The 22,615-nt window shown below is 63.6% G+C and carries 18 protein-coding genes and 1 pseudogene; 8 read left to right on the plus strand and 11 right to left on the minus strand.

Features of this window, described 5'->3' with window-relative positions; translation table 11 throughout:
* The first annotated feature begins 18 nt into the window (after positions 1–18).
* On the plus strand, positions 19–1,671 hold the full coding sequence (locus tag ACTS1Z_RS03195) for an alkaline phosphatase family protein (RefSeq protein ID WP_442622988.1): 1,653 nt from the start codon (positions 19–21) through the stop codon (positions 1,669–1,671).
* On the opposite strand, the gene ACTS1Z_RS03200 is transcribed toward ACTS1Z_RS03195, so the two are convergent.
* The 6 genes from ACTS1Z_RS03200 to ACTS1Z_RS03225 all read right to left on the minus strand — a co-directional run bounded on the left by ACTS1Z_RS03200 (position 1,668) and on the right by ACTS1Z_RS03225 (position 10,939).
* Positions 1,668–3,401, minus strand: a complete 1,734-nt coding sequence (locus ACTS1Z_RS03200; RefSeq protein ID WP_442622989.1) for an arylsulfatase — start codon at positions 3,399–3,401, stop codon at positions 1,668–1,670. The two genes, ACTS1Z_RS03195 and ACTS1Z_RS03200, sit on opposite strands and share 4 nt — an antisense overlap.
* Before the next feature lie 88 nt (positions 3,402–3,489).
* Positions 3,490–6,114, minus strand: coding sequence for a methionine synthase (gene metH, locus ACTS1Z_RS03205; RefSeq protein WP_442622990.1), 2,625 nt, complete (start codon positions 6,112–6,114; stop codon positions 3,490–3,492).
* A gap of 8 nt (positions 6,115–6,122) precedes the next feature.
* Positions 6,123–7,169, minus strand: coding sequence for a homocysteine S-methyltransferase family protein (locus ACTS1Z_RS03210; RefSeq protein WP_442622991.1), 1,047 nt, complete (start codon positions 7,167–7,169; stop codon positions 6,123–6,125).
* Positions 7,166–8,113: a methylenetetrahydrofolate reductase gene (metF, locus tag ACTS1Z_RS03215; protein WP_442622992.1), complete on the minus strand. Its 948-nt coding sequence runs from the start codon at positions 8,111–8,113 to the stop codon at positions 7,166–7,168. The genes ACTS1Z_RS03210 and metF overlap by 4 nt, the downstream gene beginning before the upstream one ends.
* Positions 8,110–9,069, minus strand: a complete 960-nt coding sequence (locus tag ACTS1Z_RS03220) for an ArsR/SmtB family transcription factor (RefSeq protein WP_442623010.1) — start codon at positions 9,067–9,069, stop codon at positions 8,110–8,112. Before ACTS1Z_RS03220 ends, metF begins: the two co-directional genes overlap by 4 nt.
* 97 nt (positions 9,070–9,166) lie before the next feature.
* Complete coding sequence (locus ACTS1Z_RS03225; RefSeq protein WP_442622993.1) at positions 9,167–10,939, minus strand: alpha/beta hydrolase family protein; 1,773 nt, start codon at positions 10,937–10,939, stop codon at positions 9,167–9,169.
* A gap of 251 nt (positions 10,940–11,190) precedes the next feature.
* Between ACTS1Z_RS03225 and ACTS1Z_RS03230 the strand changes: the two are divergent.
* The 3 genes and pseudogenes from ACTS1Z_RS03230 to ACTS1Z_RS03240 all read left to right on the plus strand — a co-directional run.
* A pseudogene (locus tag ACTS1Z_RS03230) lies at positions 11,191–11,922 on the plus strand (MlaA family lipoprotein); the annotation flags it as partial.
* A gap of 141 nt (positions 11,923–12,063) precedes the next feature.
* Positions 12,064–12,333: a hypothetical protein gene (locus tag ACTS1Z_RS03235; RefSeq protein ID WP_442622994.1), complete on the plus strand. Its 270-nt coding sequence runs from the start codon at positions 12,064–12,066 to the stop codon at positions 12,331–12,333.
* Between the two features lie 122 nt (positions 12,334–12,455).
* Positions 12,456–12,680 carry a hypothetical protein gene (locus ACTS1Z_RS03240; protein WP_442622995.1) on the plus strand — a complete coding sequence of 75 codons (225 nt, stop codon included), beginning with the start codon at positions 12,456–12,458 and terminating at the stop codon, positions 12,678–12,680.
* Positions 12,681–12,691: 11 nt separating this feature from the next.
* Here ACTS1Z_RS03240 and ACTS1Z_RS03245 read toward each other — a convergent pair whose 3' ends face one another.
* A complete protein-coding gene (locus ACTS1Z_RS03245) occupies positions 12,692–13,597 on the minus strand; it encodes a LysR family transcriptional regulator (RefSeq protein WP_442622996.1) in 906 nt (301 codons plus the stop codon).
* 130 nt (positions 13,598–13,727) lie between these two features.
* Here ACTS1Z_RS03245 and ACTS1Z_RS03250 point away from each other — a divergent pair, with 130 nt between their 5' ends.
* Complete coding sequence (locus tag ACTS1Z_RS03250) at positions 13,728–14,150, plus strand: MAPEG family protein (RefSeq protein WP_442622997.1); 423 nt, start codon at positions 13,728–13,730, stop codon at positions 14,148–14,150.
* Positions 14,151–14,181: 31 nt separating this feature from the next.
* Here the strand turns inward: ACTS1Z_RS03250 and ACTS1Z_RS03255 are convergent, their stop codons facing one another.
* Complete coding sequence (locus ACTS1Z_RS03255) at positions 14,182–15,264, minus strand: MBL fold metallo-hydrolase (protein ID WP_442622998.1); 1,083 nt, start codon at positions 15,262–15,264, stop codon at positions 14,182–14,184.
* Between the two features lie 166 nt (positions 15,265–15,430).
* On the opposite strand from ACTS1Z_RS03255, the gene ACTS1Z_RS03260 reads away from it, so the two are divergent.
* Complete coding sequence (locus ACTS1Z_RS03260; protein ID WP_442622999.1) at positions 15,431–17,626, plus strand: DUF305 domain-containing protein; 2,196 nt, start codon at positions 15,431–15,433, stop codon at positions 17,624–17,626.
* Positions 17,627–17,668: 42 nt separating this feature from the next.
* On the opposite strand, the gene ACTS1Z_RS03265 is transcribed toward ACTS1Z_RS03260, so the two are convergent.
* On the minus strand, positions 17,669–18,589 hold the full coding sequence (locus ACTS1Z_RS03265; protein WP_442623011.1) for a LysR family transcriptional regulator: 921 nt from the start codon (positions 18,587–18,589) through the stop codon (positions 17,669–17,671).
* Positions 18,590–18,696: 107 nt separating this feature from the next.
* Between ACTS1Z_RS03265 and ACTS1Z_RS03270 the strand changes: the two genes are divergently transcribed.
* Positions 18,697–19,455, plus strand: a complete 759-nt coding sequence (locus ACTS1Z_RS03270) for an SDR family NAD(P)-dependent oxidoreductase (RefSeq protein WP_442623000.1) — start codon at positions 18,697–18,699, stop codon at positions 19,453–19,455.
* Between the two features lie 126 nt (positions 19,456–19,581).
* On the opposite strand, the gene groL is transcribed toward ACTS1Z_RS03270, so the two are convergent.
* Positions 19,582–21,228, minus strand: coding sequence for a chaperonin GroEL (gene groL, locus ACTS1Z_RS03275; RefSeq protein WP_442623001.1), 1,647 nt, complete (start codon positions 21,226–21,228; stop codon positions 19,582–19,584).
* Positions 21,229–21,280: 52 nt separating this feature from the next.
* Entirely contained in the window at positions 21,281–21,568 is a 288-nt protein-coding gene (locus ACTS1Z_RS03280; protein WP_442623002.1) for a co-chaperone GroES, read from the minus strand.
* A 549-nt stretch (positions 21,569–22,117) separates the two neighbouring features.
* Here ACTS1Z_RS03280 and ACTS1Z_RS03285 point away from each other — a divergent pair.
* Positions 22,118–22,609: a sigma-70 family RNA polymerase sigma factor gene (locus ACTS1Z_RS03285; protein ID WP_442623003.1), complete on the plus strand. Its 492-nt coding sequence runs from the start codon at positions 22,118–22,120 to the stop codon at positions 22,607–22,609.
* The last annotated feature ends 6 nt before the right edge of the window (positions 22,610–22,615 follow it).

The raw sequence follows: 22,615 nt of genomic DNA on the forward strand, positions 1-22,615 counted from the left end.
CTATCAAGAGGTCGTCCGATGAAATTCGCTCGCATTGCCACGCTGGTTACAGCCCTGTCCCTGCCTTTCGCGGCCTTTGCGCAGGACGGGGAGAGCCCCGGGAGCGGCGAATCGGGTTCACCGCAACTGATCGTCGCAATCGCGGTAGACCAGCTCAGCGCCGATATCTTCGCCCAGCACCGGGAGCATTTCGACGGCGGATTCGCGCGGCTGCTCGACGGCGTCGTCTTCCCGTCCGGCTATCAGGCGCATGCCGCGACCGAAACCTGCCCCGGCCATGCGACGATCCTGACCGGCGCGCATCCGGGGCGCGCGGGCGTCGTCGCCAATCGCTGGTTCGACATGAGCGTCGCGCGCGCGGACACGCGCATCTACTGCTCGGAAGACCCGAATGTCGAAGGATCGTCTTCGGACGAATACACGGTCTCCACCGCGCACCTGCTCGTCCCGACGCTCGGCGACTTGCTGCAACAGGTGAACGATGCCAGCCGCGTCGTGTCGGTCGCGGGCAAGGACCGGGCGGCCGTGATGCTGGGCGGCGCCGAAGCCGATCATATGTACTGGCCCGGCGACGCAGGCTTCACGACCTTCGCGGACCGCGAGACGCCCGAAGCGCTCATGCGGGTCAACGAGACGGCGATGCAGGCGGCAGTGTCGAGCCGCGAGCCGCTGCCCGTCCCGCAGCATTGCGCCGCCTATAATCGCGCGATCCCGATCGGCGGCGAAAACACGGTCGGCACGCATGTGTTTTCGCGCGAGCCAACCACCGACGGCCGCGCGATTCTCGCTTCGCCCGAAGGCGATCTGCTGACACTCGTGCTCGCCGCCGATCTCGTTTCGGAACTGGAACTCGGCCAGCGCGGCCACACCGACCTGCTCGCCATCGGCCTCTCTTCGACCGATTATATCGGCCATGCCTATGGCACCCATGGCGTCGAGATGTGCGTGCAGCTCAGCGCGCTCGATACGATGCTCGGCGACTTCTTCGCCCGGCTCGATGCGCGGAACATCGATTACGTCGTGATGCTGACCGCCGACCATGGCGGGCTCGATCTGCCCGAGCGCCAGACCGGGCAAGCGGCCCCGCGCGCCGCGCGCCTGCTGCCCGGCTTCGACACGCTCGACGAGCGGCTCGCGGCGGAAACCGGCCTCGAAGCGCCGGTCCTGCGCGCCGACAGCCCGTTCGGCGATTTCTATGTCGACCGTTCGGTGCCCGAAGACCGCCGCGCCGAAGTCATCGACCGGGCGATCGCACTGATCTCCGCCCATCCGCAGGTCTATCGCGTCTTCGCGCGCGACGAGATCATGGCGCAGTCGGTCACCGATGCGCCGCCCGAGCACTGGACGGTACTCGACCGCGTCCGCGCCAATTTCCATCCCGACCGTTCGGGCGATTTCATCGTGGTGCTGCAGCCGCGCGTTACGCCGATCCCCCAGCCCTTTCCCGGCGCCTATGTCGCGACGCATGGCAGCGTCTGGGACTATGACCGGCGCGTGCCGATCCTCTTCTGGTGGCCGGGCGTCGAGCAGTTCGAACAGCCGCTGGGGGTGATGACAGTCGATATCATGCCGACGCTGGCCTCGCTGATCGGCCTCGATATTTCGGACGTGGAAATCGACGGACGGTGCCTCGACCTGATGCCGGGCGTCGCCGAGAGCAATTGCCCCTAGGCGGTGCGCCGACTGCGGCGACGCCAGATCAACAGCCCGATCGGCGCCAGAATAATCCCGCCCAGCAGCAGGAGCACCCACCAGTAGCGGTGGAGCAGCGGGCCGCGGCTATGCTCCATTAATGTCTGGATAGGGTCGTAGCCCTCGGGCATGTCCAGCACGCCATTCTCCTCCGCCCAGCGCGCATAGCCTGCCTGCATTTCGGCAAATAGCTCCGGCTCGCTTGCCGACAGATCGCGCGTTTCTCCGGGATCGGCCTCGAGATCGTAGAGCCGCCAGACATTGTCGCCCAGAGGCGGGCCGTTGCGCACGATCTTGTAGCGGCCCCGGTAAAACGCCATGCGCCCGGCCGTCTCGATGCCGAAACTGTCATCGGGTCCGTAGATTGCCGACTCCTCGCCCGTCAGTGCCGGCATCAGGCTACGGCCCGTCATCCCCCCGCCATCGGCATCGGCGAGCGCCGCGATCGTCGCCGGGATATCGCTGATCAGGCTGAGCTGATCGGCCATCGCGCCCTCCGCCACGCCTGGCCCCGCGACGATCAGCGGCACGCGCGTGCCGCCCTCGTTCGCGTAAAATTTGAACAGGCTGTGCGGAGACGCGTTGGCGCTCGCCCATTCGGGGCCGATATAGCCGAAGCTCCCGCGCTCCCCCATCGTGTCGATATCGGTCGAATAGCCGACCATCCACATCCAGGCCTGCATGATCGCATTGCCGCCCGGCGAGTTCCCTTCCGGGCCATTGTCGGACGTGACGATGAAGATCGTATTCTCATATTCGCCGATCTCGCGCAGATGCGCGATCAGCCGGCCGAGATGATCGTCCATCGCTTCGAGCATCCCGGCGTTTACCGCCATCGCCCGCGCATACCAGGCCTGTTCCTCGGCGCTCAGATCGTCCCAATCGCGCAGGTCGGGATGGATCGTGCCCAGTGGCGCATTGACGGGAATCAAGCCCGCTTCGATAGCGGCAGCATGGCGGCGCTCGCGATGCGCCCGCCAGCCGTCGCGGTACATGTCCGCATAGCGCATCGTGTACTCGCGCGGCGCCTGGACCGGGATATGGATCGCGAGAAAGCCGATATAGGCGAAGAAAGGGTCGTCGCCCTCCGCCGTGCCGACGAAATCGATCATCCGGTCGACGAGGAATTCGGAGGAATAGAAATCGTCGGGCAGCGTATCGACGGGCTCGCCATCAGCGAACCATTCGGCGCGATCATAATAGGGGAGATAGGGCCGGTGCTCCCAATTGTCCGCGCCGGTGGAGTCGAGGATGAAAGTCCGATCGAAGCCGCGCGCGCTGGGTAGCGTCTCCCGCGTATGGCCGAGATGCCATTTGCCGGTCATATATGTGCGATAGCCGCGTGCGCGCAGCCGGGTCGCGATGGTCGGCAGTCCTTCGGCCAGCAGCCCGCGATAGGCCGGCGCGCCGCGATGCTCTTCCGGCGTCGTTTCGGGCAGGTTGCCGATGCCCGCGCGGTGGCTGCTGACCCCGGTCATCAGCATGGCGCGCGAGGGCGCGCACATCGGGGTCGCATGGAAGTTCGAGAAGATCGTCCCGCGCCGGGCCAGCGCATCGATGTTCGGCGTGCGAATTTCGCTGCCATAGGCGCCGAGATCGGTGAAGGCGACATCGTCGGCGACGATCAGCACGATATTGGGGCGCTGTGCAGGCCGTTCGGCAGGTTGCGCATGCGCCGGTGCCGCGAACAGCATCGCGATAATCGCCATTAGGCGCGCCAGACCTTTACCCCCCATGGAAAAAGTGTCGGGGATCGATCCGGGCTTGTCAATTTGAGCGCGGCTGCTGCCGCGACGCTCAGACTTCGAGGTTGGGGCGCAGCCAGCGCGTCGCCGTATCGAGATCGACGGCGCGGCGCTCCGCATATTCCTCGAGCTGATCCTGCCCGATCTTGGCGACGCCGAAATATTGCGACTGCGGATGGCCGAAATAGAAACCCGAGACGGCCGCGGTCGGCCACATGGCGAAGCTCTCGGTCAGCTCGATCCCGGCCGGGCCGTTATGCCCCGATCCGCCGCCGAGCAGCTCGAACAACAGCGGTTTGAGACTGTGGTCCGGGCATGCCGGATAGCCGGGCGCCGGGCGGATGCCCGTATATTTTTCGCGGATCAGCTCTTCGTTCGTGAAATCCTCGTCCGCCGCATACCCCCATAGCTCCTTGCGGACATGCGCATGCATCCGCTCGGCAAAGGCCTCGGCCAGCCGGTCCGCGAGCGCCTTGAGCAGGATATCCGAATAATCGTCGGTCTCCGCCTTGAAGCGTTCGATATGCGCGTCGATGCCGTGGCCGGCACAGACCGCGAAGCCGCCAATCCAGTCGCCGGCCGGATCGATGAAATCGGCCAGGCACATATTGGGGCGGCCCGAGCGTTTGAGCACCTGTTGGCGCAGCATGGGCAGTCGATGCTCGCGGCCCTCGTCGATCACGACGATATCGTCCCCGTCGCGGCGGCATTCCCACAAGCCTGCCACTGCGCGCGGCTTGAGCCAGCCTTCCGCGATTATCGTATCGAGCATCGCCTGCCCATCGCGGAACAGATCGCGCGCGCTTTCGCCGACCACTTCGTCGTCGAGGATCGCCGGATAGGAACCGGCAAGCTCCCAGGCGCGGAAGAAGGGCGTCCAGTCGATATAGTCGCGAAGATCGTCGAGCGGCCAGTCGTCGAACACATGCAATCCGGGCTTCGCGGGCGCCGGTGCTTTCAACGACAGATCGGTTTCAAACGCATTGCCGCGCGCATCCTCCAGCGAAACCAGCTTGCTCGCGCCCCTGCCCTCGCGCGCCGTGCGGATCTCGTCATAGTCATTGGCGACCTGCTCGACGAACGGGTCGCGCTGGGTCTGCGACACGAGCGTCGAGGCGACGCCGACCGCGCGGCTTGCGTCGAGCACATGGATCGTCGGCCCGGCATAGGCGGGTTCGATGCGGAGCGCCGTGTGCACGCGGCTCGTCGTCGCGCCGCCGATCAGCAACGGCACCTGCATATTCGCCCGGTCCATCTCCTCGGCCACCGTCACCATCTCGTCGAGCGAGGGGGTGATCAGGCCGGACAGGCCGATCATATCGGCGTCATTCTCGTTCGCGGCATCGAGAATATCGTTCCACGGCACCATCACGCCGAGATCGACGACTTCGAAGCCGTTGCACTGTAGGACGACGCCGACGATATTCTTGCCGATATCGTGCACATCGCCCTTCACGGTCGCCATGATGATCGTGCCTTTGCCCTTGGCATTCTCGTCCTTTTCGGCCTCGATAAAGGGCAGGAGATGCGCGACGGCCTTCTTCATCACGCGCGCCGATTTCACGACCTGGGGCAGGAACATTTTCCCGCTGCCGAAGAGATCGCCGACGACGTTCATCCCGTCCATCAGCGGCCCCTCGATCACCTCGATCGGCTTGCCGCCACGCTCGAAGATCGCTTGCCGCGCTTCCTCGGTATCGTCCACGACATGCGCGTCGATGCCTTTGACGAGCGCATATTCGAGCCGCTTGACGACCTCCCAGCTCCGCCATTCCTCGGCTTCTTTCTCGGCCCTCTTGTCCGTGCCGCGGTATTTTTCGGCGAGCGCGATCAGATTCTCGGTCGCATCGTCATGCCGGTCGAGGATCACATTTTCGCACGCCTCGCGCAGTTCCGGATCGATCTGGTCGTACACGTCGAGCTGGCCGGCATTGACGATGCCCATATCCATACCGGCAGGGATCGCATGATAGAGGAACACGCTGTGCATCGCGCGGCGCACGGGTTCGTTGCCGCGGAAGCTGAAGGAGAGGTTGGAGAGCCCGCCCGAGATATGGACGCCCGGGCAGGTGTCGCGGATTTCGCGCGCGGCCTCGATGAAGTCGAGCCCATAGCGCCGATGCTCGTCGATCCCGGTCGCGACGGCGAAGATATTGGGATCGAAAATGATATCCTCGGGCGGAAAACCGTTTTCCGTGAGCAGTTTATAGGCACGCTGGCAGATTTCGACCTTGCGCTCCTTCGTATCCGCCTGCCCCGTCTCGTCGAACGCCATGACGACGACGGCCGCGCCATAGGCCCGGCATTTGGCGGCATGTTCGAGAAACTCCGCTTCGCCTTCCTTCATCGAGATCGAGTTCACGATCGGCTTGCCCGACACGCATTTGAGGCCCGCTTCTATGACCGACCATTTGGAGGAATCGATCATGATCGGCACACGCGCGATATCGGGCTCGGCGGCGATCAGCTTGAGGAAGGTCGTCATCGCCTTTTCGGCGTCGAGCAGACCTTCGTCCATATTCACATCGATGATCTGCGCGCCATTCTCCACCTGCTGGCGTGCGACCTCGACCGCCGTCTCATAGTCATCGGCGAGGATGAGCTTCTTGAACCGGGCCGAGCCGGTGACGTTCGTGCGCTCGCCGATATTGACGAAGGTTGCGGATCTGTCGGTCATGTCGGCTTTCAGGCGGCGAGCGTCATCGGTTCTAGACCGGCGAGGAAGGTCTGCGTCATGCGTTCGGGGATCGCGCGCGGCGGCTTGCCGTCGACCATTTCGGCGATGGCGCGGATATGGTCGGGCGTGGTGCCGCAGCAACCGCCGACGATATTGACCAATCCCTGATCGACCCATTGGCTGATCTTGTCGCGCGTATGGGCGGCGTCTTCGTCATATTCGCCGAGTTCGTTGGGCAGGCCCGCATTGGGATAGCCGATCACGAGCGTGTCCGCGATCTCGGAAATCGCCTGGATATGCGGGCGCAGACGATCCGCGCCGAACGAGCAGTTGAGCCCCACGGCGAGCGGCTCGGCATGGCGGACCGACGCCCAGAAAGCCTCGATCGAATGGCCGGAGAGGTTGCGGCCCGACATGTCGGTGATCGTCATCGAGAGGATCAGCGGTAGCGTCCTGCCGTGCCGCTCGCCCGATTCCTGCGCGGCCATGATCGCCGCCTTTGCATTGAGCGTGTCGAAGATCGTCTCGACGAGCAGCATGTCCACGCCGCCCTCGATCAGCCCGTCGATCTGATCGGCATAGACCGCCTTCATCTGGTCGAAATCGACCTCACGGAAACCGGGGTCCTCGACGTCCGGCGAAATGGACAGCGTCTTGTTCGTCGGCCCGATCGAGCCCGCGACAAAGCGCGGCTTCTCTTCGGTCGCGATAGTGTCCGCCGCATGCCGGGCGAGCTTCGCGGCCGCAACGTTCAGTTCATGCACCAGCGCCTCGTCGCCATAATCGGCCTGGCTGATCGTCGTGCCGCTGAACGTGTTGGTCGAGATGATATCGGCGCCTGCCTCCAGATAGGCGGCGCTGATCTCCTCGATAATCTCCGGCTGAGTCAGGCAGAGCAGGTCGTTATTGCCCTTCTGGTCCATCTCGAACGTGCGGTCGCCGCGATAGCCGGCTTCGTCGAGCCCGTAATTCTGGATGGCCGTGCCCCAGGCCCCGTCGAATACGAGAATGCGGTCGGCCGCGATCTCGCGGATGCGCTCGGCAATATCGGTCATGCGCCGTCGTCCTTCTCGGCTTCGGGCCGGATGCCGAGCAGATGGCAGATCGCATAGCTCAGCTCCGCCCGGTTGAGCGTGTAGAAATGGAATTCGCGGACGCCGCCCGCATAGAGTTTGCGGCACAGCTCGGCGGCGACGGTCGCGGCGATCAGTTGCCGCGCGGCGGGCAGCTCGTCGAGGCCGTCGAAGAGCCGATCCATCCAGGGCGGGATCGAGGCGCCGCACATCCCCGCGATCCGCTTCGTCGTCGCGACGTTGGACACAGGCAATATGCCGGGCACGATCTCGGCATCGATCCCGGCAGCGGCCGCTTCGTCGCGGAAGCGGAAGAAATTTTCCGCAGAGAAGAAGAATTGCGTGATCGCGCGGTTCGCCCCGGCATCCAGCTTGCGCTTCAGATTATCGAGATCGGCCTGCGGGCAATCGGCCTCCGGATGGACTTCGGGATACGCCGCGACCGATACTTCGAACGGCTTGAACGCCTTGATCCCGGCGACCAGTTCGGCCGCGCTCCTATAGCCCTCCGGATGCGGCTCGAACGGTTCGAACGTATCGCCCTTGCGCGGCGGATCGCCGCGTAGCGCGACGATATGGCGCACGCCCGCGTCCCAATAGTCGCTGATGACTTCCTCGATCTCGGCCTTGCTCGCATCGACGCAGGTCAGGTGCGCGGCCGCCTGGATCGGCGTCTCCTGTACGATCCGGCGGACCGTCGCATGGGTGCGCTCGCGCGTCGAACCGCCCGCGCCATAGGTGACCGAAACGAAGCGCGGGCCCAGCGGCTCCAGCATCTTCACCGATTCCCACAGCGTCTTTTCCATCTTCTCCGTCTTGGGCGGGAAGAATTCGAACGAGACCTGCGCGTCGCCGGCCAGGTCCGCGAAAAGCGGATCGTCGGTCGCGCGGCGCGCTTCGTGCAATTGATCGACCGTCAGGATCATGCCGCCACCACTTTCAGCCGCCGGCCGGCCTTGCGCCGCCCCAGCCATAATTTCACCGTCAGTTCGCCGCCCCCGAGTTCCTCGAACAGGCCGCCGTCGATCCCCGCATCGGCAAACCATCGGGCGATCTGCGCGTCGGAAAAACCGAGCCGCGCATGGGCGGCCTCGCTGCGCAGATCCTCGCGTTCATGCGCGGCGAAATCGACGATCAGCAGTCGACCGTCCGCGTCGAGCAACCGCGCGGCCTCGGCGATCGCGGCCGCCGGCTGCTGCGCATAGTGCAGCACCTGGTGCAGGATCACCGTATCGGCTCCGCCGCCGGGCAGCGCGAGCGCATACATATCGCCCTGGCGGATTTCGACCGTGTCGAGATCGGCCTCGGCAAGCTTGGCGCGCGCGAGCCGCAGCATTTCGGGGCTACGGTCGATCCCGATGGCGCTTTCGGCGCGGCCGGCGAACAGTTCGAGCATCCGGCCCGTCCCCGTGCCGATATCGACAAGCCGGCCGATCTCGTCCTTGGAGAGCGCGCGGGTCATGGCGGCCTCGACCTCGCTTTCGGCGACATGGAGCGAGCGGATCGCGTCCCATTCATCGGCATGGGCGGCGAAATAGGCTTGCGCTGCGGCCTGGCGATCGGCGCGCACCGCTTCGAGCCGCGCGATATCGGCGCGCATCCAGTGATCCTCGCCCTCTTCGGACCAACCGTCGATAGCGCTGAGCAGCGGCCGCACGCGCGCCGGATCGCCGAGCCCGAGAAAGACCCAGCTGCCTTCCTTGCGCCGCTCGGCGAGCCCGGCATCGACGAGGATTTTGACATGACGCGAGACGCGCGGTTGACTCTGGCCGAGCACCTGCGCCAGTTCGCCCACGGACAATTCCATCGCGCGCAGCAATGCGACGATCCGCAACCGCGTAGGGTCGGCCAATGCCCGGAAGATTTCCAATTCAGCCCGCATCCATAAAGACATAAAGATATCTTTATATGTGGTCAAATTTAATGTTCAAAACCCCTTGAACATGCCGGTCCCAGCGCGGGAAACTGGGAATTGCTGGTCAGTCGGCCGGATTGTGGCGCGCGAGGAAATCGACCACCGCATCATAATAGGCGGTTTCATCGGCAGCGCTGTTAAATCCATGTCCTGATTCCGGGAAGGTCAGGGTCTCGAGCTCGATATCCGCATCATCCGCCCGGTCGACCATCAATTCATACTGGCTGAACGGAACCCGGTTATCGACCTCGCCGTGAACCAGCAGCACGGGACGGGTGAGCCGGGCGACCTGCACGGCGGGAGAAATGTCATCCAGGTCGAAATCGGTCTGGTCCCCATCGATCCGGTCCCAATGTCGTCCGCGATTGCGGCGGAACAGGAAGTTGCGGTCGTGCTGTAACTGGCGCTCATAATGCATCACACCGGCAAAGCTGACCGCGCAGCGATAAATTTCGGGATTGCGGATCGCACCCCAAACCGCCGCAAACCCGCCATAGCTGGATCCGATGATGCAGACGCGGTCGGGATCGACGATCCCTTCTTCGACAAGATGCGAGACGGCATCGTCGAGATCGTCTTGCATCGCGCGGCCAATCTGTCCGTGGCCGAGCAGCTCGAAGCTTTCACCATAGCCGCCCGATCCGCGAAAATTGGGCTGGATCACGGCATAGCCGCGATTGGCGAGAAGCTGGACCATATCATTATATTCGTCCCTGTCGCGCAAACCATAGGGGCCGCCATGCGGATGGACGATCAGCGGCAAATCTTCAGCCGGGCGACCGACAGGCAGGGTCAGATAGCCGTGAATTGATGTGCCGTCGCGAGCATCGTATCGGACCGCACGCGGCTCAGCCAATAATGTACGCGGCACTCCCGGGCGATACTCGGCAAACAGATCGAGGCGCCTCTCGCTTGGCGTAAACACATAAAGCGCCCCGGGATCGGCTGGGCCTTCCTGCAGCACGAGCATGCGGTTGCGATCGTCGGAAATATCGAGAATCCATACCCGGCTCCGCGGCAGCGCATCACTCAGTTGGCGGTGCCATTGCTCGATTTCGGGATCGAGCCATTCGCGCCGGAAAGTCTCGCCTTCATAGCCGATTGCGATCGGGTTCCGCTGGCGATCGAACAGGACCGTAGCGACATCTTCCTCGGACGATTGAAAGACGATCTCGCCAGCCTCTCCGGTGGTGAAGTCGAACTCCATCAAAACCCGGCGTTCTCCGTCCTCAGGAACGCCGATCGAGAAGCCTTGGTTGCTACCCGCCCGCAAGCCCATAAAGTCCCACAGATCCAGCGCATCGGGATCGTCAAGCCGCGCCCGGGCGACGGTTTCAAATTCCCCCGTACCGTCGCTGCGATAGCGGATGCGAACCTGGCCTCCACGCGAGACGCTCAAAGCAATGCGAAGATCGCCGCTATCGTCGGCAATATATTGGTCAATCGAACGCTGCGCCTCCTGAATGAGCACAGGCTCAGGCTGTCCTTCGCCGTTAAGGTCAAACCGCCATACTGCCGGAGCCCGGCCCCAACGTGTAGCGAAACTGACGAGGACATAGCGGCCATGGGGATCAATATGTACGATGTTGTCCCCGTCCGGCTCCATATCCTCGCCGACAAGCGGGTGCATGACATCGGATTCGACGTTAAGCGCGTAGAGCCGCGAATAGCTGAAAAAGCCGAAGAAATCGCTGCTCGTCATTGAAAAGAGAATATGATCGTTACCGGCCCAGCGGAACCAATTGAAGTCCGCCGTGCTGCCGAGATTCAGGCCCCCGGCAAGCTCGTGCGTGTCGGAATCGATTACGCTGATATAGGTCGCGTCATCCCGGGTCACGACCAGGGCAAATTTGCTGCCATCGGGGGATAGTTGCGCACCGCTTAGTTCCGAGCGGGCACCGAATGCGCTGGTTGGGATTTCCTCCGGAATCGCGGAACCAACTTCCGCTTCCGCTGACTGAGTCTCCTGCGCCATCGCAACTGATAGGGGCGAAACTGCAGCGAAGATCAGCGAAAGCGCGACTAAACCGTTAGATGACAGAGCCATAGCGCCGCCGCACATAGCGCAAGGCCGACCGCGACCCGCACGAAGGCTTCAACCGCGATATGTGGGCCGTCAATCAGGGGATCGACACCGTCGCGATCCGCCCGGTCACCGAAGTCTATCGCTTTATTACGCCCCAGCCCGCGCGGCGCGGCATCTCCAACGTCTTCCGCAATCTGACCGAGCCCTGGTCGTTCATCAACAACCTGCTCCAGGGCCGGCCGGACCGGGCGATCCGCAATCTGGGGCGGTTCATCATCAACTCGACCATCGGGGTCGGCGGTCTCGCCGATCATGCGACTGATCTCGGCATCGCACCGGCGGACGAGGATTTCGGGCAGACCCTCGCGGTGTGGGGCGTCGGCGATGGCGGCTATGTGATGAACCCGTTCCTCGGGCCGTCCACCCAGCGCGACACGTTCGGCACGATCGTCGATTTCGTCGTCAACCCCGTGACCATCTTCTTCGACCGCGCGCTCAACCTCACCAATACCGAACAATGGGCGATCCGCGGGATGGGCATCATCAGCACGCGATCGGATCTTATCGATGCGGGCGTCGACGATTTTCTCGACAGCAGCGCGGACCCCTATGCGGCCTCGCGCGCCGCCTTCTTCCAGCAACGCGAAGCCGCGATCCTGAACTACGACACGGCCGGCCTTGCGGGCGACGGCGACGATCTGAGCGAAAGCGAGGACGCGGCCTTCGAAGCGGCGATCGAGGAGATGGAAGAGCTCGAGGAGATGGAAGAGCCGGTCCCGGAACCGCAGGAATAAGCGTATAACCGGGTTTTTATCGCCCAATATTGCTTTAGCGGGCGAGGAACGGTAAAAATCCGCGACCGGTTTCGGGGGCGAAACCCTCGGGGGCTCAGTCACAATCGCATTCAATACGTAACCAACTGGGAGAGTAGACCCATGAAGAAGACTTTTGCATTGCCGTTGGCCTTCGCCGTTGCGCTTGGCCTCGCCGCCTGCACGCCGGCCGAACAGGAAGCTGCCGAAGCGGACGCGGAAGAAACCGCTGCCGACGTCGAAGCCGCTGCCGACGAAGCGGCGTCCGACATGGAAGCGGCCGCCGACGAAATGGCGTCCGACATCGATGCCGCCGCGGACGACGCGATGGCCGAAATGGACGAAATGGCCAGCGAAATGGAAGCCGAAGTCGAGGGCGAAGACGCCCAGTAAGGCGAAACCGCATTCGATACGAAGCGAAGGCCGCGCCCGGGATCGGAGCGCGGCCTTTTCTTTTGCACGCAACGGATCTGCGGCTATAGGCCGTGCGCATGATCAAACCGGGGGGAAGATCCATGAGACGAGTGTCGATGGCGATCATGGGCGCATGCGGGGCGGCGATGATCGGCCTCTCCGCCTGTTCGGCCGCGGACGGGGACGCCGAAGGGCTGACCCGCGCCGAAGAACGCGAACTGGACGAGGCCGCGGCCGCGCTCGATGCGGCCCAGGCCGAATATGAAGCGGCGATCCAGAGCGCCGAGCCCGTTCCGGAGGAAGCCGCGCCGGACACGGAAGAATAGCGGCAGGCGCGCTAGCCCGGCCGTTCGCCCGTCAGCAGCGCCTTGTTGTCGCGGATCACTTCCCCGGCGAAATCCATGAACGCGCGTACCCGGGCCGTGCGCCGCAGATCGTTGTGCGTGAGCACCCAGATGTCGCGCCCGGGCACCGGCTTGCGCTCGGTCGCGCGGACCAGCCCGTCAGCGGCGTCACCCATCATGCAGGGCAGCATCGCGATCCCCAACCCCGCCTGCGCGGCCGCGATCTGCAGCGCCGGCGTATCGAACGTGCCCCATACAGGCACACGCGAAAATTCGGTCGTCTGCGTCCATTCAGGATAGCGGTCGTCCGTCTCGCCCCAGCCGAGCCAGCGCGCCTTTTCCGGTTCCGCGGCGAGATCGTGCGCGTCCAGATAGGCGGGCGAAGCATAGACGGTCGAGAAATAGGGGAAGAAGCGCCGGCCGACCAGCGCCTCGGGCGGATCGTTGCTCATCCGGATCGCGACATCCGCTTCCCGCCGCGCGACGTCCAGCTCGGCATAGCTGACGATGATATCGAGCTCGAGACCTGGATAGCGATCGTTGAACTCGGCGAGGCGCGGCGCGAAAATGCCGGTCGCCAGCGGCTCGACCATCGTCACCGCCAGCTTGCCCGGCAGCAGATCGTCCTGCCCCGCCATACGGCGGATGATGCCATCGACGGCATCGCCGAACTCCCGGGCGATACCTGCCAGCTCTTCGCCCGCCTGGGTCGGCGCGTAACCCTCCGGCCGGCGGTCGAACAGCCGGACCTTGAGGCAGCGTTCGAGCGCTTCGATGCGCCGGCTGACAGTCGAGTGATGGACGCCGAGTTCGCTCGCCGCCTTGCGCACCGTGCCCGCCGCCATCACCGCCCTGAAGGTCTTGATGTCTTCCCAGTCGGGATCCGCGATACGCGCCACAGATTTGCGTCCCTTCGCCTCATTGGCTAATATTCGCACCGACAAGATGCATTTTTACGTTTCGACGTTGTAAAATAACACCAGTAAGTCTCGTGCGATTGCCCGTCAATCTCGGCCCGAAAGGATGATTATGCCCCTCCCCGTCATATCCGGCACCACCGCCGCCATCATCCTCGCCCTGCAGCTCATCCTCATGATCCTCGTCGGCATGCATCGCGTACAGACCAATACGGGCGTCGGCATGGGCGACGACAAGGATCTGGAGCGCAAGGTTCGCCGTCACGGCAATCTCGCCGAGAATGCAGCGCTTTTTCTGGTCGTACTGGCGCTTGCCGAGCTGGTCGGCGGATCGGCCCAGGTCCTGACCATCGTTGCCGGTGCCTTTGTCGTGGCGCGGCTGTCGCACGCCTTCGCCTTCGGCTCGCTCACCGGCTCCCATGGCGAAGAGGGCAACAAGATTTTCGTCGCAGCCCGGGTCGTCGGCGCCTTCGGCACCTTCGCCGCGGGCCTCTTCCTCGCCGGCTATCTGCTGTACGTGATCGGAACGGCTTAAACTTTAGCCAGAGCGATCGGACGGCAGGAGCTTACATCAGCATATCCCGGTCGATCCTGTCGCTATCGGCCGGCAGGCTGAACAGCATGCCGTCGCGCGCAAGGACGATGTCGCCCGAATAGCGATCGCCGGTCCCGGCCAGGAAAGCCGCCTCGACGAACCGGTTGGGAACGGCGGGGACGATATGGGTCAGCACGAGCATGCCCGCCTCGCCTTGCGCGGCAATCGCCTCGGCTTCGACCGGGGTCGTGTGATAGTTGAGAATATCTTCGAGTATCTGCGCGAGCCTCCCATCGCCCGAGGCCGCGACGGCCCGCTCCATCGTCCGGACCATCCCGGCGTTGAGCGCCTCATGGACCATCAGATCGCATCCGCCGCACGCCGCGGCGACGGTCTCTTCGCGCGCGGTATCGCCGCTGATGACGACCGAACGCCCCGCATAGTCGAACCGATAGCCGACCGCCGGGCGCACCGGGCCGTGATCGACGCGAAACGCCTGCACGCGCAGCCCGCCTTCGTCATAGACTGTTCGCATCTCGCCGGGCTGCGGCACCGCGAACGCGCGCGGCTGGCCGCCGCTGCCCGACGGCGGCACAACCGTTTCGCCGTGATGGTCGACACGGTGCCGGCTGTCGATGGTGTAGGCGGCCGCAAGCCCGTCCAGCACTCGTGCGACGCCGGTCGGCCCGATCACCGGGAGCGGATCGGTATGACCCCCGCCCGTCCAGCGCAGGAGCAGCAGCTCTCCCAGCCCGTCGATATGATCGGAGTGAAAATGGGTGAGGAAGACGCCCTCAACATCGCCGACCGGCAGGCCCATCGGGCCGAAATTGCGCACCGCGCCCGCGCCGATATCGACGACGAAAAGCCGATCTCCGGCAATCACCGCGGTGCAGGGACCGGCGCGGCTCGGGTCGGGCAGCGGAGAGCCGGTGCCGCACATCGCGACGTGCAAACCTTCGGGTAACGCGGCGATCTCGTCCCGCTCCAGCGCGGCCGCGACGCCCCGGTCGAACATCCAGGCACCGATTTGCGCCTGAAACAGCCAAATACCGCCAGCGGCAAGGGCCGCAGCGAACAGCAGCGCTGCAAACCATTTTCCGCGCTTCGCCACCGTCGATCCCCCCGCAATCCGCAAACCAGACTATCAGAGCATGGGTGCAAGAAAAGGGTCCGCCAGCGGCCGCGCGGCCGCGACCACTTGACGACGCCGCCCTGGCGTGTGTTTCTCGGTCTTTCCATCCGGATACAGGAAGATCGTTGTGATTATCGAGCGAACCATGCGCGCCTCTCTTCTGGCGATATTGCTCTGCAGCACCGCCGCCGTCGGGGCACAGGATCCGACAATCGTACAACCCGGAGCCCCCGGCGAACCCTCCCGCACGCTGACGGCCGAGGAAGCGCGCACGCTGGCGCGCAACGACTTCGCACCGGCCGACGTGGCTTTCATGCAGAATATGATCGTCCATCACCGTCAGGCGGTCGAGATGTCCGCGCTGGTGGCGGATCGCACCAACAACGAAGCGATCGTCGCGCTGGCGGGTCGCATCGACGCATCACAGGCGGACGAAATCAGCTTCATGCGCACCTGGCTGCGCGAACGGGGCGAACCGATGGAGATGGCGGGCATGGGCCATATGCACCATGCGGGGATGGCCGGCATGGCGACGCCCGAACAGATGGCGCAGCTCGAAACCCTGCGCGGTACCGGTTTCGACCGGCTGTTCCTCGAACTGATGACCCTGCATCACCAGGGTGCGCTGACCATGGTCGAAGAGTTGCTCGAACTGCCCGGCACCGCCGCCGACCCTGTCATGCATCGGTTCACGACCGACATCGTGACGGATCAGCAGGCCGAGATCGATCGCATGAACGCGCTGCACGCCAGCCTGTCCGAGGATCCCCGTGCGGTGCTCTCGGCGGGATTGTTCGATGCCGGCGAGGCGATCAGCGGCCTGCGCCATGTCGCCTTTCTGCGCAAACCCGACGGCTTTTTCGATCCGGCGAATCCCGCTGGGTTGCGGCCGGAGATTCCCGAGGACGAGACCGAAGGCGCCGATCAGGCGGAGAATGACCAAGCGGACCCGGCCGAAGAGGAGGAACCGGAATTTGCCGAGCGCGGCAGTTTGCTGTCGTTCGTCAACACCGACATCGCCTTTTCCGGCGATCTGATGATCGTCGGCAATTATCACGGGTTCAACGCCTATCGGCTCGGCGAAGACGGTGTGCCCGAATTGCTGAGTTCGACCGTCTGCCCCGGTGGCCAGGGCGATGTGTCCATCGCCGGCAATCTCCTCCTGATGAGCGTGCAGGATACCCGCGCGCGCGTCGATTGCGGGCGCCAGGGGGTGAACACGCAGATCAGCGACGAGCGTTTTCGCGGGCTGCGTATCTTCGACATTTCCGACATCGCCAGGCCGCGTCAGGTCGGGCAGGTGCAGACCTGCCGGGGCTCGCACACCCATTCGCTGGTCGCGCAAACGGAGGAGAGCCTGATCGTCTATAATTCGGGCACGTCCTCGGTGCGCGACGAGGAAGAACTGCCCGGCTGCATCGGCGACGTACCCGGCGATGCCCGCACGGCGCTGTTCCGCATCGACGTGATCGAGATTCCGCTGGCCAATCCGGGCGCGGCGCGGATCGTCTCAAGCCCGGCCGTTTTCGCCGATCCGGAGACGGGACGCCTGGGCGGCCTGTGGCAGGGCGGCGATCATGGCGATGATACACAGGAGACGAGCCGGACCGACCAGTGCCACGACATCACGGTGTTCCCGGCGCTCAATATCGCCGCCGGAGCCTGTTCGGGTAACGGGATCATCTTCGACATTTCCGATCCCATGAACCCGCAACGGATCGACGAGGTGGTCGATGAAGGCTTTGCCTATTGGCATTCGGCCACCTTCAACAATGACGGCACCACGGTCCTCTTCACGGACGAATGGGGCGGCGGCAGCCGTCCGCGCTGCCAGGCCGCCGACCCGCGCGCATGGGGCGCCAACGCCTTTTACGCGATCGTCGACGGGGAACTGGAATATCGCGGCACCTACAAGCTGCCCGCCCCGCAGGGTGAGACCGAGAATTGCGTCGCGCATAACGGCTCGATCATTCCGGTGCCGGGCCGCGATATCTTCGTCCAGGCCTGGTATCAGGGCGGCATATCGGTGATCGATTTTACCGACCCCGCCAACCCGTTCGAGATCGCCTATTTCGACCGCGGGCCGGTCGATGCGGACCAGCTCCTGACCGGCGGCTATTGGTCGGCCTATTGGTATAACGGCCGAATCTACGCGACCGACATGGTCCGCGGCCTCGATGTGTTTGCGCTGGAGCCGAGCGAACATCTCTCGGCAGCCGAGATCGCCGCGGCGGAGGCGGCCGTCTATGAGGGCGGCCTGTTCAATCCGCAGACCCAGACGCAGGTCACCTGGCCGCAAGCCGCGATCGAGGAGGCGGAGGCGAGCCGCAGCGGGAGCTAGACCTATAGGGAAGAACGCGCGCGCCCGGCTTAAGGGCAGCCGTCAGCCTGTCTTGGCTTGGTCCTGGAGCGAGCGTTCTCCGGCAGCCGCCTTGGCGAACCTTTCGGCAAATTCGCGTACCTTCACCGGCAGAAATTCCGATGCAGGCCAAAGGACATGGCAAGGATAGGCGACGCATTCCCAGTCGGGCAGCACGGCGACCATTTTACCGCTTTCGATATCTTCGTCGAAAGCCCATAGCGGGCCGTAATGAAGACCCGCGCCGCCGAGGACCAGTTGGCGGATCGCCGAAACGCTATTTGCGGCTGTGCGGCCTGTCACCTCGGCATCGACGCGTGTACGTCCCTTGGAGAAACTGATGGAAGCGCGTCGTTGCCCGCCAAGATAAAAGACGAAGGGGTGCGCTGACAGATCCCCAGGGGACCGCGGCACCGGATATTCACGGGCATAGTCTGCCGATGCGACGACGACGCGCGGCACTATTCCGATCTTTTTGGCGATGAGACTTGAATCGGAGAGTCGCCCGATGCGGACAACGGCATCAAGGCCGGCTTCCGTCAGGTCATCGAACCCGCTGCCAAGCACCAGCTCCACGTCAAGGCCCGGCGCATCACGCATGAATTGCGCAACGACCGGCGCGACGAAGCGCGCACCAAAATCGACCGGAGCACCGATGCGCAATCGTCCGCGCGGCTCGTCCACCAAACCCGCGACTTCGGCCTCCAGTGCGGCGCGTTCGTCGAGCAGGCGGCGAACGCCCTCATAGTAGCGAACGCCCGCTTCGGTCGGCTCGCTGCGCTTGGTCGAACGACGGAGCAGCTTGACCTGCAAGCGATCTTCGAGCGCCGAGATCTTTCTGCTCACCGAGGATGGGTCGACTCCCAACTCCAGTGCGACAGCGCGCAGACTTCCCGCTTCCACGACACGCGTGAACATCTGGTCGATCTGATCAACTTCATGCATAAAATGCAATTAGCATATGCAGAATTTGTGTCTACTGCCACTCTATCGGGCATGCCATCTCCTTCTCGTCGCCAGCATGACTGGCCCATGAGGAAAGGAGATTGACCATGACGACCAAGACGAAAATCGCACTCATCACCGGAGCGAGCCGCGGGCTCGGCCGGGCCATGACCCTGGCCCTGGCAGGGCGCGGATGGACCGTGATCGGAACCTATCGCAGCGCGTCCGCAGAAGCGGAAGCAGTCGCGGCAGAGGCCGGCGCGGCGGGCGGGCATGCGATCATGCTGCCTTATGATGCGGAGGAAACGGATCCCGGCGCCTTCATCGAGACGGTAAGGGGCGTTTTGAGCGACCTCGGAAGCGTGCGCATCGATGCGTTGGTCAACAATGCAGGCGCGGCCCATCATGCGCCGCTCGCCGAAACCGAGATGGATGCGCTCGATGCGATGTACCGGCTGCATGTGCGCGCGCCGCTCGCCCTGACGCAGGCGGCGATCGGCATGATGGACGAAGACAGCCGCGTGCTGTTCGTCTCCTCCGGGCTCGCGCGGTTCGCGCTTCCCGGATACGGGGCCTACGCAGCCATGAAAGGCGCCGTCGAAGTGCTCGGGCGCTATGCCGCCAACGAATTGGGCGAACGTGGCATTCGGGTCAACACTATCGCGCCCGGCGCGATCGAGACCGATTTCGGAGGCGGCGCAGTGCGCGACAACGCTGAGGTCAACGCGATCGTGTCGTCCATGACGGCGCTCGGTCGCCCGGGCTTGCCGGAGGAAATCGGCGATGCTGTCGCGGCGATCCTGTCGCAAGACCTGCGCTGGATGTCCGGCGAGCGGATCGAAATCTCGGGCGGGCAGGGTCTCTGAGGACCGGGGGTAAATGTATCGCTCGAGGATTATCCGACTCGCAAAAAAGCCCCGGCGGATCGCTCCGCCGGGGCCTTGTTTTTGCGTTGGTAGCGCCTGGGCCCTTTGCCGGGCTCAGGACAGGCTCTAGAAGCCCATGCCACCGCCCATGCCGCCCATATCGGGCATCGCGGGCGCAGCCGCATTCTTGTCTTCCGGAAGCTCGGCCACCGTCGCTTCGGTGGTGATGAGCAGACCGGCGACAGACGCAGCGTCCTGCAGCGCGGCACGCACGACCTTGGTCGGGTCGATCACGCCGGCCTTGACCAGATCTTCGTACGTATCGGTCTGGGCGTTGAAGCCGAGCTTCGTGTCGTTGCCGTCGAGCAGCTTGCCCGAAACGACCGCACCGTCATGGCCAGCGTTCTCGGCAATCTGCCGCACCGGTGCGTAAAGCGCCTTGCGGACGATATCGACACCGCGGGTCTGGTCGGCATTCTCGCCTTCGAGACCCTTGAGCGCCTTGGTGGCGTAGAGAAGCGCAGTTCCGCCGCCCGGCACAATGCCTTCTTCGACAGCAGCGCGGGTTGCGTGGAGCGCATCATCGACACGATCCTTCTTCTCTTTCACTTCGACTTCGGTCGCACCGCCAACCTTGATGACAGCCACGCCGCCGGCGAGCTTCGCAAGACGCTCCTGCAGCTTCTCGCGGTCATAGTCGCTGGTCGTGGTTTCGATCTGCTGACGGATCGCTTCGACGCGACCGGCAATCGCCTTCTTCTGGCCAGCGCCATCGACAATGGTCGTGTTGTCCTTGTCGATGGTGACGCGCTTGGCTTCGCCGAGCATGCCGAGCGTAACCGATTCCAGCTTGATGCCGAGATCTTCGGAGATCATCTCGCCCTTGGTCAGGATCGCAATGTCTTCGAGCATCGCCTTGCGACGATCGCCGAAGCCCGGCGCCTTAACGGCGGCAACCTTGAGGCCGCCGCGCAGCTTGTTGACGACCAGCGTCGCCAGCGCTTCGCCTTCGATGTCCTCGGCAATGATGAGGAGCGGACGACCCGACTGCACCACAGCTTCGAGGATCGGCAGCATGTCCTGCAGGTTCGAAAGCTTCTTCTCGTGGATCAGGATGTACGGGTTTTCCAGCTCGACATTCATCTTTTCAGGGTTGGTGACGAAGTACGGGCTGAGGTAACCGCGATCGAACTGCATGCCTTCAACGACATCGAGCTCGAATTCGAGACCCTTGGCCTCTTCCACGGTAATCACGCCTTCCTTGCCGACACGATCCATGGCTTCGGCAATCTTCTCGCCGACTTCCTTGTCACCATTGGCGGAAATCACGCCGACCTGGGCAACTTCGTCGGAGCTTTTCACGTTCTTGGAACGCTTCTGGATGTCCTCAACGACCTTGCCGACGGCGAGATCGATGCCGCGCTTCAGGTCCATCGGGTTCATGCCAGCTGCAACCGATTTCATGCCTTCGCGCACGATCGCCTGAGCGAGAACCGTTGCGGTTGTCGTGCCGTCGCCGGCAATGTCATTGGTCTTGGAAGCCACTTCCTTGACCATCTGCGCACCCATATTCTCGAACTTGTCCTTCAGTTCGATGTCCTTGGCGACGGTAACGCCGTCCTTGGTGATGCGCGGGGCGCCGAAGCTCTTGTCGAGCACGACATTGCGGCCTTTCGGGCCGAGCGTGACTTTGACTGCATCGGCGAGAATGTCGACGCCGCTCATGATGCGCTCGCGCGCGTCGCGGCCGAATTTTACGTCTTTACCTGCCATGATAGCTTACCTCTGTTTTTTTCGTGTGCGTGAAAGAAAAAGAGCGAGATCCTCAGGCGACAACGCCGAGAATATCGCTTTCCTTCATGATAATCAGATCTTCGCCGTCGAGCTTGACCTCAGTACCCGACCATTTGCCAAACAAGATGCGATCACCTTTCTTTACGTCGAGCGGCGTGACCTTGCCGTCATCGGCCTTCAGGCCTGCACCGGCAGCGACCACTTCGCCTTCCTGCGGCTTTTCCTGAGCGCTATCCGGAATGATGATACCACCGGCCGTCTTGGTGTCGGCCTCTACGCGGCGTACGAGCACGCGATCGTGCAGCGGACGAAATCCCATTGTAATTCCTTTCCTCAATTCCCAAATCCAAGGTGATCGGAACGGCCTTTCCATCGCGGAACGCCCGGCCAATCGCCAATCGTGCGAAAACAGTTTTTAGCACTCTCAACAGGTGAGTGCTAACAGAGGCTCATCTAGGCCTCTGGCCGCGCGTTTCAAGGAAAAATTCGCGGATTCGGCAAAATTTCCGCCGGTCCGGTGTAACCGCCCCGCGAATAGCTGCGAACCGGCAGGTGAATAACCGGGTCCCGATAGGATGAAATGCCAGTTTTCCCCTCGAATCGCATCACTCCCAACCGCTTGCACGTTGCCCCCGAGCGAGCAGCCGGGAACCGTGCGCGCAAACGATGCCTCCCTGCGCGCGCGGGCGATCGAGGGCCGGGGAGCTATCCGGCGGCCGCCTTGCACGGGTCGCACACTGCCGGATGGCTCCCCACCCCTTTTCGCTCTGGCCCTTTTCGGCGGCGCCGGCGATTCCGGGCTACACAGCGCGGATTTGCGTGCTAAACCAGTGACGTGGTTGCCGACGACGAGACCTTGGCGCGCCTCATGGCGCTCGCCCAGAAGGGGGACAAAAAGGCCTATCGCACGTTGCTCGGCGAGTGCGAGACCTGGCTCAAACGCTATTATGCCCGCAAGATCGGGCCGCATGTACTGGACGATCTCGTGCAGGACACGCTGATCTCCCTCCACCGCAAGCGCGCGTCCTGGGATCCGGCCCGGGCCTTCCTGCCCTGGCTGGCCGCGATCGCGCGCTATCGCTGGATCGACCATCTGCGCAAAGCCTATCGCGCGAAGGAAGTCGAGCTGAACGAAGAGCTGACCGCCGATCCCTCCGACCCGGCCGTCGAGGCCAAGATCGGGCTCGAACGGCTGTTGGGCGTGATCCCGGAGAAACAGGCGCTCGCGATCAAACTCGTCAAGATAGAGGGGCTGAGCATCGCCGAAGCCTCGCAGAAAACCGGCCAGTCGGAATCGCTGGTCAAAGTCAATATTCACCGCGGCATGAAACGCATGGCCGCGGCGATCGAGGAAGAATGAGCAATA

Origin of the sequence: Parasphingopyxis sp., assembly GCF_052168295.1 — a bacterium.
GTDB lineage: Bacteria > Pseudomonadota > Alphaproteobacteria > Sphingomonadales > Sphingomonadaceae > Parasphingopyxis.

Bases quoted from the DNA above. Each gene is read 5' to 3' on its own strand.
- ACTS1Z_RS03200 (WP_442622989.1), bottom strand. From the start codon at position 3,401: ATGGCGATTATCGCGATGCTGTTCGCGGCACCGGCGCATGCGCAACCT.
- ACTS1Z_RS03220 (WP_442623010.1), bottom strand. From the start codon at position 9,069: ATGCGGGCTGAATTGGAAATCTTCCGGGCATTGGCCGACCCTACGCGG.
- metH (WP_442622990.1), bottom strand. From the start codon at position 6,114: ATGACCGACAGATCCGCAACCTTCGTCAATATCGGCGAGCGCACGAAC.
- ACTS1Z_RS03280 (WP_442623002.1), bottom strand. From the start codon at position 21,568: ATGGGATTTCGTCCGCTGCACGATCGCGTGCTCGTACGCCGCGTAGAG.
- ACTS1Z_RS03260 (WP_442622999.1), top strand. From the start codon at position 15,431: ATGCGCGCCTCTCTTCTGGCGATATTGCTCTGCAGCACCGCCGCCGTC.
- ACTS1Z_RS03195 (WP_442622988.1), top strand. From the start codon at position 19: ATGAAATTCGCTCGCATTGCCACGCTGGTTACAGCCCTGTCCCTGCCT.
- ACTS1Z_RS03265 (WP_442623011.1), bottom strand. From the start codon at position 18,589: ATGCATGAAGTTGATCAGATCGACCAGATGTTCACGCGTGTCGTGGAA.
- metF (WP_442622992.1), bottom strand. From the start codon at position 8,113: ATGATCCTGACGGTCGATCAATTGCACGAAGCGCGCCGCGCGACCGAC.
- ACTS1Z_RS03270 (WP_442623000.1), top strand. From the start codon at position 18,697: ATGACGACCAAGACGAAAATCGCACTCATCACCGGAGCGAGCCGCGGG.
- ACTS1Z_RS03250 (WP_442622997.1), top strand. From the start codon at position 13,728: ATGCCCCTCCCCGTCATATCCGGCACCACCGCCGCCATCATCCTCGCC.
- ACTS1Z_RS03240 (WP_442622995.1), top strand. From the start codon at position 12,456: ATGAGACGAGTGTCGATGGCGATCATGGGCGCATGCGGGGCGGCGATG.
- groL (WP_442623001.1), bottom strand. From the start codon at position 21,228: ATGGCAGGTAAAGACGTAAAATTCGGCCGCGACGCGCGCGAGCGCATC.
- ACTS1Z_RS03235 (WP_442622994.1), top strand. From the start codon at position 12,064: ATGAAGAAGACTTTTGCATTGCCGTTGGCCTTCGCCGTTGCGCTTGGC.
- ACTS1Z_RS03285 (WP_442623003.1), top strand. From the start codon at position 22,118: ATGGCGCTCGCCCAGAAGGGGGACAAAAAGGCCTATCGCACGTTGCTC.
- ACTS1Z_RS03210 (WP_442622991.1), bottom strand. From the start codon at position 7,169: ATGACCGATATTGCCGAGCGCATCCGCGAGATCGCGGCCGACCGCATT.